This is a genomic window from Mycobacteroides immunogenum (assembly GCF_001605725.1).
Classification (GTDB): Bacteria; Actinomycetota; Actinomycetes; order Mycobacteriales; family Mycobacteriaceae; genus Mycobacterium; species Mycobacterium immunogenum.
On sequence record NZ_CP011530.1, the window covers coordinates 1696764 to 1710736 of the forward strand.

Consider the following 13973-nt stretch of genomic DNA (forward strand, 5'->3'; position numbering starts at 1 on the left):
ATCAAGGGGATGCGCAAGCTAGCCGTTGCGACGGCTGTGGTGATTAACCTGATGGGATCGCTTTGTTCCGTTGCGCCGGCGAACGCGGACCCCGCGTTCCCGGACATCGACTCGCTGCCCATGGCCTCGATCAAATATCCCGCGGGCTTCGACCCGACCGACGGGAAACAGTGGCCGATCGAGAACATCTTCTCGCCCGCCGACGGGGTGTACTGCCGGTTACGTCTGCAGGCATGGGGGACCTTCCAAATGCCACCCGCGGATGTCGCCTGCGCGGGCGAGCTGCCGGGAATGCCGAACGGCGAGAACATCGCCCGTATTGATATCGGTACCTCCGGCGCCCCGTACGCAAGATTCCTCAAAGGATCCAACTCCTTGGGGGACCTCAATACGTACCCGCACTTTTCTGCCGGGAAACAATTGCAAGTGTTTCTCAACATTCCGAGCATTCTGATGGCGTGCGGTAGCGGCACGGGAGGCGATTTCATTCTCGCCTGCCATGCCTACAAGAGCCTTGGCCAGGCGGATTTCCCTCCGCATGGCTTTGTGCTGGCCGCTTCTGGCAGCTGGGTGTTCTGAGGGGCGTGATCCCCGTAGGCCTCGTGATCGGGAGGCCAGACGAGGATCCCCCGAGCTCCTACCGCCCGAAACCGGCGTTGCGCAGCGCGTCCGCCATCGAACCGGTCGGGCGAGACTCTTCCCGCTGGCGGGAATTCTTGTCGCGGTTCTGGTTTCGCCGACCCTGATTCCGGTCGTCGCGGTTCTTGTCGTCACGACGGGGAGCGCCGGAACGCTCAGGACGCTTGCCCTGTTGCGGATCGTCGTTGAGGCGCAGGGTCAGGCCGATGCGCTGACGCGGAATGTCGACCTCGGTGACCTTGACCCGAACCACTTGGCCGGACTTGACCACCTCGTGAGGGTCGGAGACATACCGATCCGACATCGCCGACACGTGCACAAGGCCGTCCTGGTGCACGCCGACGTCAACAAACGCGCCGAAGGCGGCCACATTTGTCACGACCCCTTCCAGCACCATGCCGACCTTCAGGTCCGACACCTTTTCGACACCGGCAGCGAACGTTGCCGTGGTGAATGCGGGGCGTGGGTCGCGCCCCGGCTTCTCCAATTCGCCGAGAATGTCTGTGACAGTGGGAATTCCGAACCGTTCGTCGGCGAAGTCGGCGGGCTTGAGCGAGCGTAATGACCGCTCGTTGCCGATCAGCTCGGCCAGGGTCACACCCGAACGGTCCAGAATCTTGCGCACCACCGGGTATGACTCGGGGTGCACTCCCGACGCGTCTAGCGGGTCGTCGCCGCCCTGGATACGGAGGAATCCGGCGCATTGTTCAAAGGCCTTGGGCCCCAGCCGGGGAACCTCAAGTAGCCCCTTGCGGCTGCGGAACGCACCCGCCTTCTCGCGATGGGCGACGATGGATTCGGCCAACGATTCGGTGACCCCGGATACGCGTGCGAGTAGTGGGACCGAGGCCGTGTTCAGGTCGACGCCGACAGCGTTCACGGCATCTTCGACGACGGCATTGAGGCTGCGGGCGAGGGTGCCCGGCGTGACGTCGTGCTGATACTGGCCAACGCCGATTGACTTGGGTTCGATTTTCACCAACTCGGCCAACGGATCTTGCAGACGCCGGGCGATGGACACCGCTCCGCGCAGGGTGACGTCGAGGTCGGGAAGTTCATGGGCGGCGTAGGCCGAGGCTGAGTAGACGGACGCGCCGGCTTCGCTGACCATCGCCTTGGTGGGCGCCTTGGCGCCCGCAGCCTTGATATCGGCGATGAGTTCTGCTGCCAGTGCGTCGGTTTCGCGGGAAGCGGTCCCGTTACCCACGGCGATCAGTTCGACATTGTGGCGGGCGACGAACGCCGCAAGAGTGGCTTTGGCCTCATTCCATTTCTGCTGAGGCTGATGTGGGTAGATCGCGCAGGTGTCCACGACTTTGCCGGTGCCGTCCACGACAGCCACCTTGACGCCGGTGCGGAAGCCGGGGTCAAGGCCCAGGGTTGCGCGAGTGCCCGCAGGCGCGGCCAGCAGCAGATCCTTGAGGTTGCGAGCGAACACCCCGACGGCGTCCTCCTCGGCGCGCTGGCGCAGCTTCAGGCGGGCGTCGACGGATGCGGAGAACATGAGCTTGGCGCGCCAGGCGACCCGAACGGTACCGGCCAGCCACGGCGTGGCCGGGGTCTTGGCTGTCAGATTCACCCCAAGCGACTGCGCGACCATGTGCTCGTACGGCGCGTCCTCACCGCCGTCGAAGTTCAGGGCCAAAACCTGCTCCTTCTCGCCGCGCATGACGGCGAGCACCCGGTGCGAGGGCATGGTTTCCAGAGATTCGGAGAATTCGAAGTAGTCGCGATACTTCTGTGCGGCTTCGGTTTTCGCGGCGTCTTCGGACCATGGGCCGGTCTGTAGTGCACCTTCTGCCCAGAATTTGGTACGGGTGGCGCCGACGAGTTCCGCGTCTTCGGCGACACGCTCGATGAGGATGTGACGGGCGCCGTCCAGGGCGGCGCTGGCGTCTGCGACGTTCTCGGTGAGGAACTCGGCGGCCGCCTCGTCGGGAACGAGGGTCGGGTCCGCCAGCAGCCGGTCGGCCAGCGGCTCCAGGCCGGCCTCGCGCGCGATCTGTGCCTTGGTACGCCGCTTGGGCTTGTAGGGCAGATAGATGTCCTCGACACGGGCCTTGGTGTCGGCGGAGAGCAGCGCGGCCTTCAGCTCGTCGGTGAGCTTGCCCTGGTCCTCGATGGAGGACAGCACCGCGGCCCGCCGCTCATCGAGTTCCCGCAGGTACCGCAGCCGCTCTTCCAGGTCACGCAGCTGGCCGTCGTCCAGGCTGCCGGTGACCTCTTTGCGATAACGCGCGATGAACGGGACCGTCGCACCCTCGTCGAGCAGCCGCACAGCGGCCGCGACCTGGGCCTCAGCGACCTCCAGTTCAGCAGCGAGGCGGGCATTTACAGATTTCACGGTCACGCTCTGAGTCACGCCGAGGGACCCTACCCAATATTGGGGACAAGCTAGGCTCACCGGGTGCGTGTCTGGAGCGTGTTGGCCCTGATCCTGCTGGTCGCGGGATGCGCGCCGCATCACGAGCAGGCGCCGCCGGCCTCGACCTCCGCGGTGTCCACCAGCACTTCCTCAAGCGTGGCCGCCACAGCCCCGACCACGACAACATCGCGGGCCGCCGCGCCGGGACCGCAGGCGTCGGTGACGGCGGTGACCCGTTGGATCGAGGCGGGCGATCCTGTCGACCCCGAGAAATTCCGGGCGGTCGATCAAGACGGCACGCCGGGCCAGCTGCCCGAAGGCGACGTAGCTTTTCGCCCACCCCGTGAGCTGGGTCCGCGGACCGTCGGCGGATGCATCACGGAGATGAAGTACCAGGAGCCGCTGTCCTGCCTGCCGGGGCTTCGCAACGCGCCACCGCGTCCACCGGATTTGCCGGGCCAGTGGATCGGAGGCTGGGTGAGCTTTGACGGAGCGACGGTCACCGTTGGCAGTCGTCACGGAGACCCCGGGCCGTTCATCCAGGGCGTGGGGCTTCCGCTTGAGTACGGCAAGCGCCTCAAATTCGGTGACTACCAATGCAGATCGGACCAGAAAGGTCTGTATTGCGTGAACTACCCGCATCACTCGGCCATCCGGATGGGCGACGAGCTTGAGGTGTACGGGTGCACCAAGCGGGCGACTCCGCCGCGCGGAATTGGTGTGCAGTACGACTGCGGGTGAGGCCCATTGCCGTCCTGCCCCCGGGCTGTCGGCCCGGGAACAGGACTGGCGACGGGATTTACTTCTTGGCCCAGCGGTCCTTGCCGTCGTCGCCCTTGGTGCAGGTCAGGACGGTGCCGTCGCTGGCCTTGCCGGTCTTGTCTTCCAGGTCCTTAGAACAGAACTTGCCCGCGCTCGGGGTGGCGGTACTTGGCGCCGGGCTGGGGGTGCTGGGATCCGCGATCGCAGTGGGTGCGTAGCAACCGAACATCATGGCCGCGCTCACTGCTGCAACAGTCGCCAATCTTTTCATCACGCTGTCCTTTGGTCGTTGACGAATCGGGTGAGTCGAACGCCGACAACCTACCTGGCTACCAGGACGTGTTGGCTATCAATCGGGTGAATATCGGCGGGTGGATTTCGGTGACGCCGGCGCACGTGAACTCCATCGGCTAAATACCCTGTTCAGCCATTGTCAGCTACTTCGCAGCAAATCATCAGACTAGGGATTTCCTTGGTTGAGCAAGACCGCTGAAAAGCGGTAAAGGGCGAGCAGTGAGATGAAGCCGAACATAAAGAGGATGACGCTGCCGACGGATTCGTTGACCGGGTTGAGGAACAAGCCGAACGCATACGCGCCGATGACCACGACGGGTGCGGCATCGACCCAGCTCAGCCGGCGCTGCTCGGATTGTGTGAGCGCGTCCTTGCCCAGGAGCGGCAGAAGCACGTACGAGATGATGAGCGTGATCAGGAATCCCCAGATTGCCCACCCGATGGGTAGGGCCGGATCGCCGAAGAACGAGTCTTCCGGGGCCAGCGCCCTGGACTTCCCGACCCATTCGTAGATGCCGAATTTCGTGCAAAAACCGTTGGCCAAGAACGCGATCCAGGCATGCAGCATGCCGTACAACACGCAGTGCCACACGACCTGCCACGGCCGCAGGGTATGTGGGTTCACCACGATCCTGCCGTCGAGTATCACGTTGATAATCACGTAGATCGGCCACAACAACGCGACCATTCCGACGGGGACAAGCAGGGGCACGCTGCCGATATGCGGGCCCATCATGGGTGTGTCGCCGTAGCGCAGATCGCCCCACACGAACCCGCCGAAACTGATGTTCGCCTGCTCGAAGGCCCACTCCACGATGGATGCGATGACGAAGTAGGCCGAAGCCATTTTGACGCCTAGATGTTTGAGCATGTGGCCGAACACCGCCACCACCAGTGCCAGCGAGGTGACCGTCTGTGCGATCACCGGAAGTCCGGCGCCGCCGGTGGAAATGCCCGACCAAAGTGTCATGACCACCCACACCACACAGGCGAGGCCAAGGGCCACATCCATTGGACTGGCCCGTCGCGCTTCATTTTTCGTGCGGTTCTCGCTGTCCGCGCGCATCTGCCGCAGTCCTTCCCGCCGTGAAATTCGTCATCGGATCGAAAGTTATTCTAGAAAAATTCTCTAGTCAAGGGGTGGTTCAGTATTGTTCGGTGGTGCCCACTGCCTCGAATGCCGGCGTCGCTCGTCGGCGCGCCATCCTCGACGCAGCGCTCACGTCCTTCCTGAAAAGTGGGGTGGCGGGGGCCACGGTCGAGGCGCTGCATCGCGAATCCGGGGCCAGTGTGGGCAGCATCTACCACTTCTTTGGGAGCAAGGAAGGCGTGGCTGCCGAGCTGTACCTGGAAACGCTGCGCGATTACTACGATGCGTATCTTGCTGCACTGCAAGCGAGTTCAGGCGCCCGTGGTGGAGTTGTGGCCGCGGTGCGTTTCCATCTGGAGTGGGTTGCCGCCAACGAGATGCGGGCCCGTTTTCTGTTTCATTGTCGCGAGTTCGAGGTGATCGAGGAATCGCGCTCGACGATTACCGCGCTGCACGAGGACTTCTATGGCAAGGCCAGTGCGTGGCTGCAACCGCACGTCGAGAAAGGGCGCATCAAGCCGCTGCCGCCCAGGTTGTGTCAGGCATTGTGGATGGGGCCCTGCGTCGAATATGCCCGGCTGTGGCTGGCCAGGTCGGCCGACTTCGACGTGCTTGCGGCGGCGCCGGTTCTCGGGCAGGCAGCGTGGGACGCCGTCAAGGCGTAATCAGTACTGGCGCTTGGCCGTTTACGCAGGTGGCGGTGGTGCAGGATTGAGCGCATTCGGGCACAACTCGCTTTGCAGAATGTCCAGGTACACCTGTGGGGCAGGAGCGGGCGCGACGCCATTGCCCCAGGGGAAGGAATTGCCCACCTCTTCGGGCGGCACTCCGTTGTGCAGATCGCGGCACGCCTGATGCCCCGCCTGGATCACGTACGGCTCGGCATCCTTGTGGATGTAGACCCCCGCGGCGCGCAGACTGTCCAGGAATGTGTGGTCGTTCGCCTGTGCGATCCCGGTGCCGAAGGGGCCGCCAACCGAAGCGCCAACGGCAGCGATCCCGACGACGATCCTGGTGCGGAGCTTGTACATCCTTGTATTCCTTCCGGTCACCAGCATTATTGCCATCAGGGCGGGCCCGGCAGTGCCGAATTGCGAAGACAGCCGCTCCCAGGGCGCCTTAGTTCAGGCCACCGCCGATGACCAGGATCTCTCCGGTGATCCACGAGGCAAGGTCCGAGGCCAGGAATGTCACTGCCGGTGCGATGTCCTCGGGGACGCCGATCCGGCCAAGGGGGGTTATGTTCTCAATTTCGGTGCGGAACTCACGGCTCGAGAAGGCACTCGACTGCATGCCGTCGGTCACGGTCAACCCGGGATTGACCGAGTTCACCCTGATGCCCCGCGGGCCGAGCTCTTTGGAGAGTGTGCCGGTAATCGTGTCCACCGCCCCCTTCGACGCGGTGTACACCAGCGAGTTGGCCGGCGTGAAGCTGGTGACACTCGACCCGATGTTGACGATGCTCGCGCCGGGACCGAGGGCGCTGCCGAGTGCTTCGGTGATCGTGGTCGCCAGGCCGAAGACGTTCAGGCTGAACTGGCGCTGAAGTTCCTCTGGGGTGACCGATTCAACCGTACCCATCTCGTACACCCCGGCGTTGTTGACGAGGATGTCGAGCTTGTCGATCCGAGTTCTGAGTTGAATGAAGAGTTCTCTGACGCTGGACGGGTCGGAGATATCAGCCTGGATGGCGAAGGCCTGGCCTCCGGCATCCAAGATTGACTTCACCACGTGGTCGGCTCCGCTCTTGCTTGACGAGTAGTGGACTGCCACATGTGCTCCCGCGGAAGCCAGGTCGCGCGCGATAGCCGCGCCGATTCCCTTCGACGCGCCCGTAACAAGTGCCGTCTTGCCTGTCAGAATGCTCATTGATCTCCGTCTTTCACTTGACCGCAACATATTTCATTTACATCCGGTTGCTTCCTCAGCGTAAATTCGTGGACTCAGTCCTGGAAGGGTGCGCTACTCCTACCTGGGCATCCGGTGCGGCTGAAGTGACGCGCCGCTGGGTGGGTGTATTACACCCTGGTTGGCGCGAGTCGCCGTGAGTATGTTGAGGACATGGATCGGCGAAATGAGTTGGGCGACTTTCTGAAGGCGCGCCGTGCTCTGGTTTCGCCGCGACAAGTAGGGCTGCCGGAGGACGAGCCGCGCCGCGTCTTGGGCCTGCGCCGGGAAGAGGTTGCCGCGCTGGCCGGGGTGAGTGCCGACTACTACAGCAGGCTTGAGCAGGGGCGTGAGCGACATCCCTCTGAGCAAGTGCTGCGGGCGATTTCCCGGGCGCTGCAGCTGGATACGCATGCGACTGAACATCTCGCCGGCCTTGCCCGGCCGTCTGGGGCAGCAGCCGATGTAGGCGGCCAGCGCGACGCCAGCGAGGGGACCATGAGAATCGTCAACAATGTGGTGCACGCCCCAGCGTTGGTCATCAGCCCGGCACTGGACATTCTGGCTATGAACGCTCGCGCGCAGGCGCTTTACGGTGACTTCTCGCGGGCCGACAACCTCGCGTACATGGTGTTTCTTGACCCCGTGGCCAACGAGTTCTACACCGAATGGGACGACATCGCGCGGGATACCGCCCGAAATCTGCGTGCTATGTCGGTGTCGTTTCGCGATGACCCTCGTGTGGCAGAAGTCGTGGGTGAGTTGACGATTCAGAGCGACGTTTTCACGTTCGTGTGGATGCAGCACGATGTTCGGCCGCGAACAAGCGGGACCAAACGATTCCGCCACAGCCAGGTCGGTGAGATCAGCCTTCAGTACGACAGCTTCGCGGTCGGTGGAGCACCCGGGCAGCAGCTGCTCATCTACTCGGCTGACCCCGGTAGTGCCGATGCCGATGGACTTGAGCTACTGGCCCGACTTGCGGCAGACCAGCAGCACGAGTAGTAGGAACCACATCCAAATCCCTTTGAGACAAGCGATATTCGCAGTCTCTTGAGTTCAGATTGCGCAGGATCGAATCGTGACATCAACACAGCCCGTTGGAGCAGGAACTCTTACCCTCGGCGGTGACATCACCGTCAATCGGCTCGGCTACGGCACGATGCAGTTGACCGGCCCAGGGGTATGGGGGCTGCCGCGAGATCCGGTATCCGCGGTGCGGTTGCTCATACGGGTGATCGAGTTGGGAGTGAACTTCCTGGACACCGCGGATGCGTACGGCCCGCAGATCGTCGAGGACCTGATCCGTGAAGCGCTGCACCCGTATCCTAGTGATCTCACGATCGCCACAAAAGTCGGTCTCGCGCGCACTGGCCCGGCGGAGTGGGGATGGATTCCGTTGGGGCGGCCCGAATACTTGCGCCAACAGACGGAAATGGGCCTACGGCGCCTGAAGCTGGAGCGCATCGACCTGCTCCAGCTGCATCGAGTCGACCCCACCGTTCCATTCGAAGACCAGATCGGCGAACTCAAGCTGCTGCGAGACGAAGGCAAAATCCGGCACGTCGGGCTCTCCGAGGTCTCGGTGGATCAGTTGCACGCGGCACGGCAGATCGTGCCCATCGCCTCCGTGCAAAACCTGTTCAACCTCACCAACAGGTCAGCATCTGATGTGGTGGACTACGCCACCGCCCACGACATCGCATTCATCCCGTACTTCCCGCTCGCTACCGCAGGTTTGGATGGCGCCGGCAGCGCTCTGGATGTCATCGCGCACGCACACGGCCGTACCCCGGCGCAGATTGCCTTGGCATGGCTGCTTCGCCGCTCCCCGATGGTGCTTCCGATCCCGGGAACATCGTCGGAAGCGCACCTCGCCCAGAACGTTGCCGCTGCGGACATCGCACTGAGTGATGCCGAGTTCGAGGCCCTTTCCGCGGCGGTGCCGCTGCCCGACGGCCGAAACGAATAGCCGGAGAGTTCCATGCGGATAGGCATTTTCACCGCGATCACCGACGAAGGCATGGCGCCCGGCGAGCTGGCGGTCGAGATCGAGGAACGCGGGTTCGAATCCCTCTTTGTGCCCGAGCACACGCACATACCGGTGACGATCGAAGCCATCCACGCCGGATGGGATGAAATACCCCGGGACTATTGCCGCAGCCTTGATCCGTTCGTCGCGTTGTCGTTCGCGGCGGCTGCGACTCGAGACCTCCGTATCGGTACCGCGGTGGCGCTGCTTGTGCAGCGAGACCCGATCACGTTCGCCAAAGAGACCGCCAGTTTGGACCGGGCATCGGGCGGGCGGCTGGAACTGGGAATCGGTGTCGGATGGCTGCGCGAGGAGATACGAAATCACGGCACAGACCCGCGCACGCGGGTGGCATTACAAAGCGAGCGCATCCACGCGGTCAAGAAGATCTGGACGCAAGAGCAGGCCGAGGTCCACGGTAAGTATGTGGCGTTCGACCCGATTCTCTCTTGGCCCAAGCCTGCTCAACAACCACACCCACCGGTGTGGTTGGGGGGCTGGGGCCCGTCTACCCATGAGCGAGTACTCGATCATGCCGACGGCTGGATGGCGCCGACAATGCTTGGGGTGGAAGAGCTTCGGAAGGGAATCGACGAGCTCAATGTGCTGGCAGCGAAACAGGGCAGGCCGCGCGTTCCCGTTACCGCGACCATCTTGGAGCCGCAGCCCGGAGATATCGAACGCCGCGCCGACCTTGGCGTGCATCGTGTGCTGTTAGGCCTGCTGCCGGTGGCGTCCCGCGACACCACGTTGCGCAAGCTGGACCGGTTGGCCGCACTGGGGGTGTGAGGACATGTGAGCCTCGACTGAATGCGCGTGTGGTTCCGTGAATAGCTGATCGGACGTGACGGTAGTGATTACCATCCGAACTGACTCAGCTAGACGGGCTAGGGCGGTGCATATCGTGGACGGAGCGTGGCCCGGATCTGTTGGTGTCGATCCCGCCGAGCTCGCGCACATGCATTTCTTCGCCGACAATTCGGCCGGGTCGCTTGCTCCGCTGGCCGAATTGCTGTCACCTCTGGAGGCAGCTGCCGGGCAGGTACTGATGCGCCAGCGCGAGCCAGCCGACTGGTTCCTGCTCCTCGGCTCTGGGGGCGGCGAGATCCTTCACGCCGGAGAGGGTGGGGATTCCGTTGTCGCGCATCTGGTGCCCGGCACGGTTGTCGGTGAGATCGCCCTCCTGCGAGGGACCGCCCGGACGGCGACCGTCGTGGCGACCGAATCGGTGCGGGGCTGGGCCGGTGGTCGCGACGCATTCGCTGCGATGCTCGAAATCCCGGGTGTGTCAGAGGCATTGGTGTGGACCGCGCGTCAGCGGTTAGCCACCTTCGTCACGCCCATTGCGGTGCGGCTGCGTGACGGCGCCGAGTTCTACCTGCGGCCCATCCTTCCCGGCGACAGTCACCGTCTGGCGAGGCTTTCCCCGCGCACCGTGTACCGCCGCTTTATGGGGGTCCCCAGTAAGCGGATGATCACCTACCTGTTCGAGGTCGACTACCTCGAACATTTCGCGTGGGCCCTCACCGACGGGCCAGGCGGTGTGGACGGTCTCGTTGTCGCTGACGCTCGATTTATCCGGCACGCCGACGAACCCGACAGTGCCGAGTTGGCATTCACGGTCGGCGATGACTACCAGGGGCGCGGAATCGGCACACTGTTGATGGAAGCGCTCTCGGTGTCGGCGCATGCCGGCGGTGTACGCCGATTCACGGCCTCGGTGCTCTCCGAGAACTACGCGATGCGCACCATTCTGAATCGATACGGTGCACGCTGGGAATCGGACGGCCCGGGCGTGGTCACCACGGTCTTCGATGTGCCTCTGGTGGGGGAGTTGAGTCTTTCCCCGCGGGTATCCATACAGGTCGACGTTGCCACCCGCCAGATGGTGCAGGCGTTGTGTTGACGGTCGAAGCAGCGCCCCCGGCAGGAATCGAACCTGCGACCTAGGGATTAGGTCAAGAAGATCCACGCCGTGGCGACTACCTTCCGCTGGCGCTCCCGTGCGCCACCACGGACCGAATAATTCCTGCCGAATTGGGCCTGTGAGAACTTTCTCTACTGTTATGGAGGTTGGTCCTTCCGGCGGCGGCGACGCTTTGCAGTTCAGGAGTCGACCAAACCAGGGGCAGTCCCATCAGTGTCGCTGTTCGAGTCGGTCGGAGCGGGTTCCACAATCAAGAAGCCCTCGGAGCCCTCAACGGGCGCATCGACGTTGATTTTGACGGGCAGCATCCCTGCAACGATGAAACCGCGTTGTGCCTGAGCAAGATGTTTACGCGCTGTGCGACCCGTCACCATTGCCGGGTTCACGGCGAGCGCAAGCCGTCGGTTGAATATCCGCCATTCGGACGGGTGAATGCTGAAGCCTTGTTCGGTGCGTTTGACCCACTCGGGGTCGTTGCGATTTAGCAGTCGCCCAAGGGCGCCGAGTATCTCTAGCGGAACGCCGGACTGTGGTCGTGGGACATCCTCATCTGCGATGTAATCGGGCGGTATGGTGAAGTAATCGTTGATGAGATCCGATGTTTTGTCGATCAGCGTGAATCCGCCGGGAATGACGGGCTTCGACGAGTTGAAGCGATCTTGGCACCAGGCGCCGAGAGCATCAGCTTCCACGATCACTCGGTGGCTGTCGGCTCTCACCATCTCCACCCGCCGTCGGATGTATGCAAAGAACTCGCTGGGATCTGGGAGTACGTCCGCGATTAGCAAAAGGTCTGCGAGTGTCACTGTCCAAGAGCGATCTTTGAGACTGTCGTTCTGGGGATGCCCAAGATAAGTATTGAATGGGTCAATCCGATCGAATGTGCAGATGACGGCGAGGTTCAAATCGTCTGTCTGCACAGGTAGTACTCGGCCCTTGCTGTCATTCAGCGTGGCGCCGGCTCTGATCGCTGCTGCGGTCCGCAGGTTCTGGTCGGCTGCCTTCGTAATCATTTCTTCGGCGTGCTTCTCGACACGCTTAGGCGCCCCGCGGCGCGCGGCGGCGGTTATGCGCCCGCCTTTGCACTCGACGATGAGATTGGCTCCGGGTAGGCAAACCACGATGTCGGCTTCTGCGTCCGACTCCTTGTCGGGGTAGGTCACGTTGACGTGGAGTCGATCCTCACCGAAGACTTCGGCGAGGACGTCAGCAGGGAGCCGCTCAGCTGTTGATTGACGAGCCTTATCGAACTTCTGGAGGAGCCGCGGGTGTCGCTGACAGGTCTCAAATGCCCAGTCGAATATGCAGTGCACGAAATCGACTGGCCGACACCACATCCAGTCGCCGCTGGACGTTTGGAGGATGGGATGGTTGCGAACGGAGTTGTCGCTGTGTAGGTCCTGTATCTGCTGCGACCCCAGTGGCGTTGCGAGCGCAGAAATGAGGTTCTCGAACGATGCGCTGCCTAGCCCTAGGGCTTCGGCTATGGGGCCGTTGTGATCGGGCGTCACTAGTGGTGCGGCTGCGTCGAGCACAAACATCAGGATGTCGGTGAAGAGCCATTGCATCCTTTCGGCGTCGTCGGCTTCACGACTCAGTGGTGCGTGTGATTCCGCGATGTCATGGGACACTGACTCCCATATCGATTGCAGTGCTTGGCTATGCAGATCGGCGAAGCGCACCGCGTCGCTGAGTTGGAAACCTAGAACTTCGTTTGCGGCGATATCGACAAGATCGAATACCTGATCGGCGATCCTGCGTAGATGACGTTCGAAACCTGCCATCCGATCAAAGTGTCGCTCAAGTGCGAGAAGATTCATCACACTCTCGACTGGTGATTTTGGCGGAGTATTGAAGGCATCGCCGAAGTCGATGGAGGCCTGCAGCTCGCCGATCTTGCGCAACTGATTCTCAGCGTCGAGGACGATCTGTGGGTCGAATTGAGTTCGTAGCCTTGCGGTAACGTCGGCCTCGGGTTCGCTTGTGATTACTCCGGCGAAGAATTCGAGCAGCGCGTCCGATCCGTGCAGCTGCGCGCCGCTGAGCACACTGCGGGCGCGGACATCCCACATGTGGAGCGCCCCGTAGAGATGAAGCGGGTCACTCCGCTCGACCATCGATCGCAGTGTGTCGATCTCCGTATTTATACGCTTTTTCGCCGATAGTCCCTCTTTGACAATCGAGGTGCGGACAACCTCGATTGAATGCGGGTTCGGAGACTGGCGGAGCTTTTGGAGGGCCTTGATGGCAGGAGGGGATAAGTACGGCCCGGGCTGCTCGGCGCGTGTTTGGCGCGGACTACTGGGCATGGTCTAGCAGCGTGGTTTTCGTGCAGTCTCTGCCCGCATCGTTTCTCCCTTGACGCCGGAACCTGTCATCCCGATATTAAGCGGTCACAGCCAACGAAACGCGCGGCGGAGGCCAGTGCCGGGAGGCTCAGGCGCGGTCCACTAAGTGGTTCTGCAATACCACCCCCCGCCAGGGGCGCCGCCGCCGCGTCGCGTGCCATCCCTCCATTTCCGAAGCGTCTGGTCCGTCGGTCGGCCGAGTAAAGAGCCCCTCCGGCGTGACTCCGTCATAGCTTCCCCACCCTTGACACAACCGACCGCAGGACCGGACCGCCGCATGTGGAACGGCCATGAGTGGCACCGCTTACGCGGGGCGAGTGACCCTTCGCCAAGGTAGTTGCTGTCCGCGCGTATCGGCGTCGACCACCTGCGGCACGCCAAAGTGTCGATGACCCAGGACCGCTACATGCGCCGTGGCCGGGTCCACAACCTGGTGGGGGAGTTGAGTCTTTCCCCGCGGGTATCCATACAGGTCGACGTCGCCACCCGCCAGATGGTGCAGGCGTTGTGTTGACGGTCGAAGCAGCGCCCCCGGCAGGAATCGAACCTGCGACCTAGGGATTAGAAGGCCCTTGCTCTATCCGACTGAGCTACGGAGGCATGTGGCGCTAGCCGGATGGGAGTCTATC

Annotated in this window: 13 protein-coding genes, 1 tRNA gene and 1 pseudogene; 8 read left to right on the forward strand and 7 right to left on the reverse strand. The window is 62.7% G+C overall.

Going from position 1 to position 13973, the window contains the following annotated elements; translation table 11 throughout:
• Nucleotides 1-9: 9 nt before the first annotated feature.
• A complete protein-coding gene (locus ABG82_RS08370) occupies nucleotides 10-579 on the forward strand; it encodes a hypothetical protein (RefSeq protein WP_043076118.1) in 570 nt (189 codons plus the stop codon).
• Nucleotides 580-637: 58 nt separating this feature from the next.
• Here the strand turns inward: ABG82_RS08370 and ABG82_RS08375 are convergent, their stop codons facing one another.
• Nucleotides 638-3001 (reverse strand): Tex family protein, encoded by a 2364-nt coding sequence (locus ABG82_RS08375; protein ID WP_043075998.1) that lies wholly within the window; start codon nucleotides 2999-3001, stop codon nucleotides 638-640.
• Between the two features lie 45 nt (nucleotides 3002-3046).
• On the opposite strand from ABG82_RS08375, the gene ABG82_RS08380 reads away from it, so the two are divergent.
• A complete protein-coding gene (locus ABG82_RS08380; RefSeq protein ID WP_043075997.1) occupies nucleotides 3047-3745 on the forward strand; it encodes a hypothetical protein in 699 nt (232 codons plus the stop codon).
• 70 nt (nucleotides 3746-3815) lie between these two features.
• On the opposite strand, the pseudogene ABG82_RS08385 reads toward ABG82_RS08380, so the two are convergent.
• Nucleotides 3816-4037: pseudogene (locus ABG82_RS08385) on the reverse strand (hypothetical protein); the annotation flags it as partial.
• A 189-nt stretch (nucleotides 4038-4226) separates the two neighbouring features.
• Nucleotides 4227-5126 carry a hypothetical protein gene (locus ABG82_RS08390; RefSeq protein ID WP_043075995.1) on the reverse strand — a complete coding sequence of 300 codons (900 nt, stop codon included), beginning with the start codon at nucleotides 5124-5126 and terminating at the stop codon, nucleotides 4227-4229.
• A gap of 74 nt (nucleotides 5127-5200) precedes the next feature.
• On the opposite strand from ABG82_RS08390, the gene ABG82_RS08395 reads away from it, so the two are divergent.
• A complete protein-coding gene (locus tag ABG82_RS08395) occupies nucleotides 5201-5815 on the forward strand; it encodes a TetR/AcrR family transcriptional regulator (RefSeq protein WP_043075994.1) in 615 nt (204 codons plus the stop codon).
• A 21-nt stretch (nucleotides 5816-5836) separates the two neighbouring features.
• Here ABG82_RS08395 and ABG82_RS08400 read toward each other — a convergent pair whose 3' ends face one another.
• Complete coding sequence (locus ABG82_RS08400; RefSeq protein WP_043075993.1) at nucleotides 5837-6181, reverse strand: DUF732 domain-containing protein; 345 nt, start codon at nucleotides 6179-6181, stop codon at nucleotides 5837-5839.
• Between the two features lie 88 nt (nucleotides 6182-6269).
• Entirely contained in the window at nucleotides 6270-7019 is a 750-nt protein-coding gene (locus tag ABG82_RS08405; RefSeq protein ID WP_043075992.1) for an SDR family NAD(P)-dependent oxidoreductase, read from the reverse strand.
• Between the two features lie 192 nt (nucleotides 7020-7211).
• Between ABG82_RS08405 and ABG82_RS08410 the strand changes: the two genes are divergently transcribed.
• The 4 genes from ABG82_RS08410 (at nucleotide 7212) to ABG82_RS08425 (ending at nucleotide 10975) form a co-directional block, all read left to right on the forward strand.
• Entirely contained in the window at nucleotides 7212-8042 is an 831-nt protein-coding gene (locus ABG82_RS08410) for a helix-turn-helix domain-containing protein (RefSeq protein ID WP_043076117.1), read from the forward strand.
• A 76-nt stretch (nucleotides 8043-8118) separates the two neighbouring features.
• Complete coding sequence (locus ABG82_RS08415; protein ID WP_196770501.1) at nucleotides 8119-9009, forward strand: aldo/keto reductase; 891 nt, start codon at nucleotides 8119-8121, stop codon at nucleotides 9007-9009.
• 12 nt (nucleotides 9010-9021) lie between these two features.
• Entirely contained in the window at nucleotides 9022-9858 is an 837-nt protein-coding gene (locus ABG82_RS08420; protein ID WP_043075990.1) for an LLM class F420-dependent oxidoreductase, read from the forward strand.
• 106 nt (nucleotides 9859-9964) lie between these two features.
• Nucleotides 9965-10975, forward strand: a complete 1011-nt coding sequence (locus ABG82_RS08425) for a GNAT family N-acetyltransferase (protein ID WP_078343564.1) — start codon at nucleotides 9965-9967, stop codon at nucleotides 10973-10975.
• Between the two features lie 200 nt (nucleotides 10976-11175).
• On the opposite strand, the gene ABG82_RS08430 is transcribed toward ABG82_RS08425, so the two are convergent.
• A complete protein-coding gene (locus tag ABG82_RS08430; protein WP_131676223.1) occupies nucleotides 11176-12900 on the reverse strand; it encodes a hypothetical protein in 1725 nt (574 codons plus the stop codon).
• A gap of 781 nt (nucleotides 12901-13681) precedes the next feature.
• Between ABG82_RS08430 and ABG82_RS28210 the strand changes: the two genes are divergently transcribed.
• Nucleotides 13682-13858 carry a hypothetical protein gene (locus ABG82_RS28210; protein ID WP_155772768.1) on the forward strand — a complete coding sequence of 59 codons (177 nt, stop codon included), beginning with the start codon at nucleotides 13682-13684 and terminating at the stop codon, nucleotides 13856-13858.
• 12 nt (nucleotides 13859-13870) lie between these two features.
• On the opposite strand, the gene ABG82_RS08440 is transcribed toward ABG82_RS28210, so the two are convergent.
• Nucleotides 13871-13944 (reverse strand) — tRNA-Arg (locus ABG82_RS08440).
• Nucleotides 13945-13973: the final 29 nt, after the last annotated feature.

Coding starts and splice junctions, on each gene's coding strand:
- ABG82_RS08370 (WP_043076118.1), top strand. CDS start 10: ATGCGCAAGCTAGCCGTTGCGACGGCTGTGGTGATTAACCTGATGGGA.
- ABG82_RS08390 (WP_043075995.1), bottom strand. CDS start 5,126: ATGCGCGCGGACAGCGAGAACCGCACGAAAAATGAAGCGCGACGGGCC.
- ABG82_RS08400 (WP_043075993.1), bottom strand. CDS start 6,181: ATGTACAAGCTCCGCACCAGGATCGTCGTCGGGATCGCTGCCGTTGGC.
- ABG82_RS08405 (WP_043075992.1), bottom strand. CDS start 7,019: ATGAGCATTCTGACAGGCAAGACGGCACTTGTTACGGGCGCGTCGAAG.
- ABG82_RS08410 (WP_043076117.1), top strand. CDS start 7,212: ATGGATCGGCGAAATGAGTTGGGCGACTTTCTGAAGGCGCGCCGTGCT.
- ABG82_RS08420 (WP_043075990.1), top strand. CDS start 9,022: ATGCGGATAGGCATTTTCACCGCGATCACCGACGAAGGCATGGCGCCC.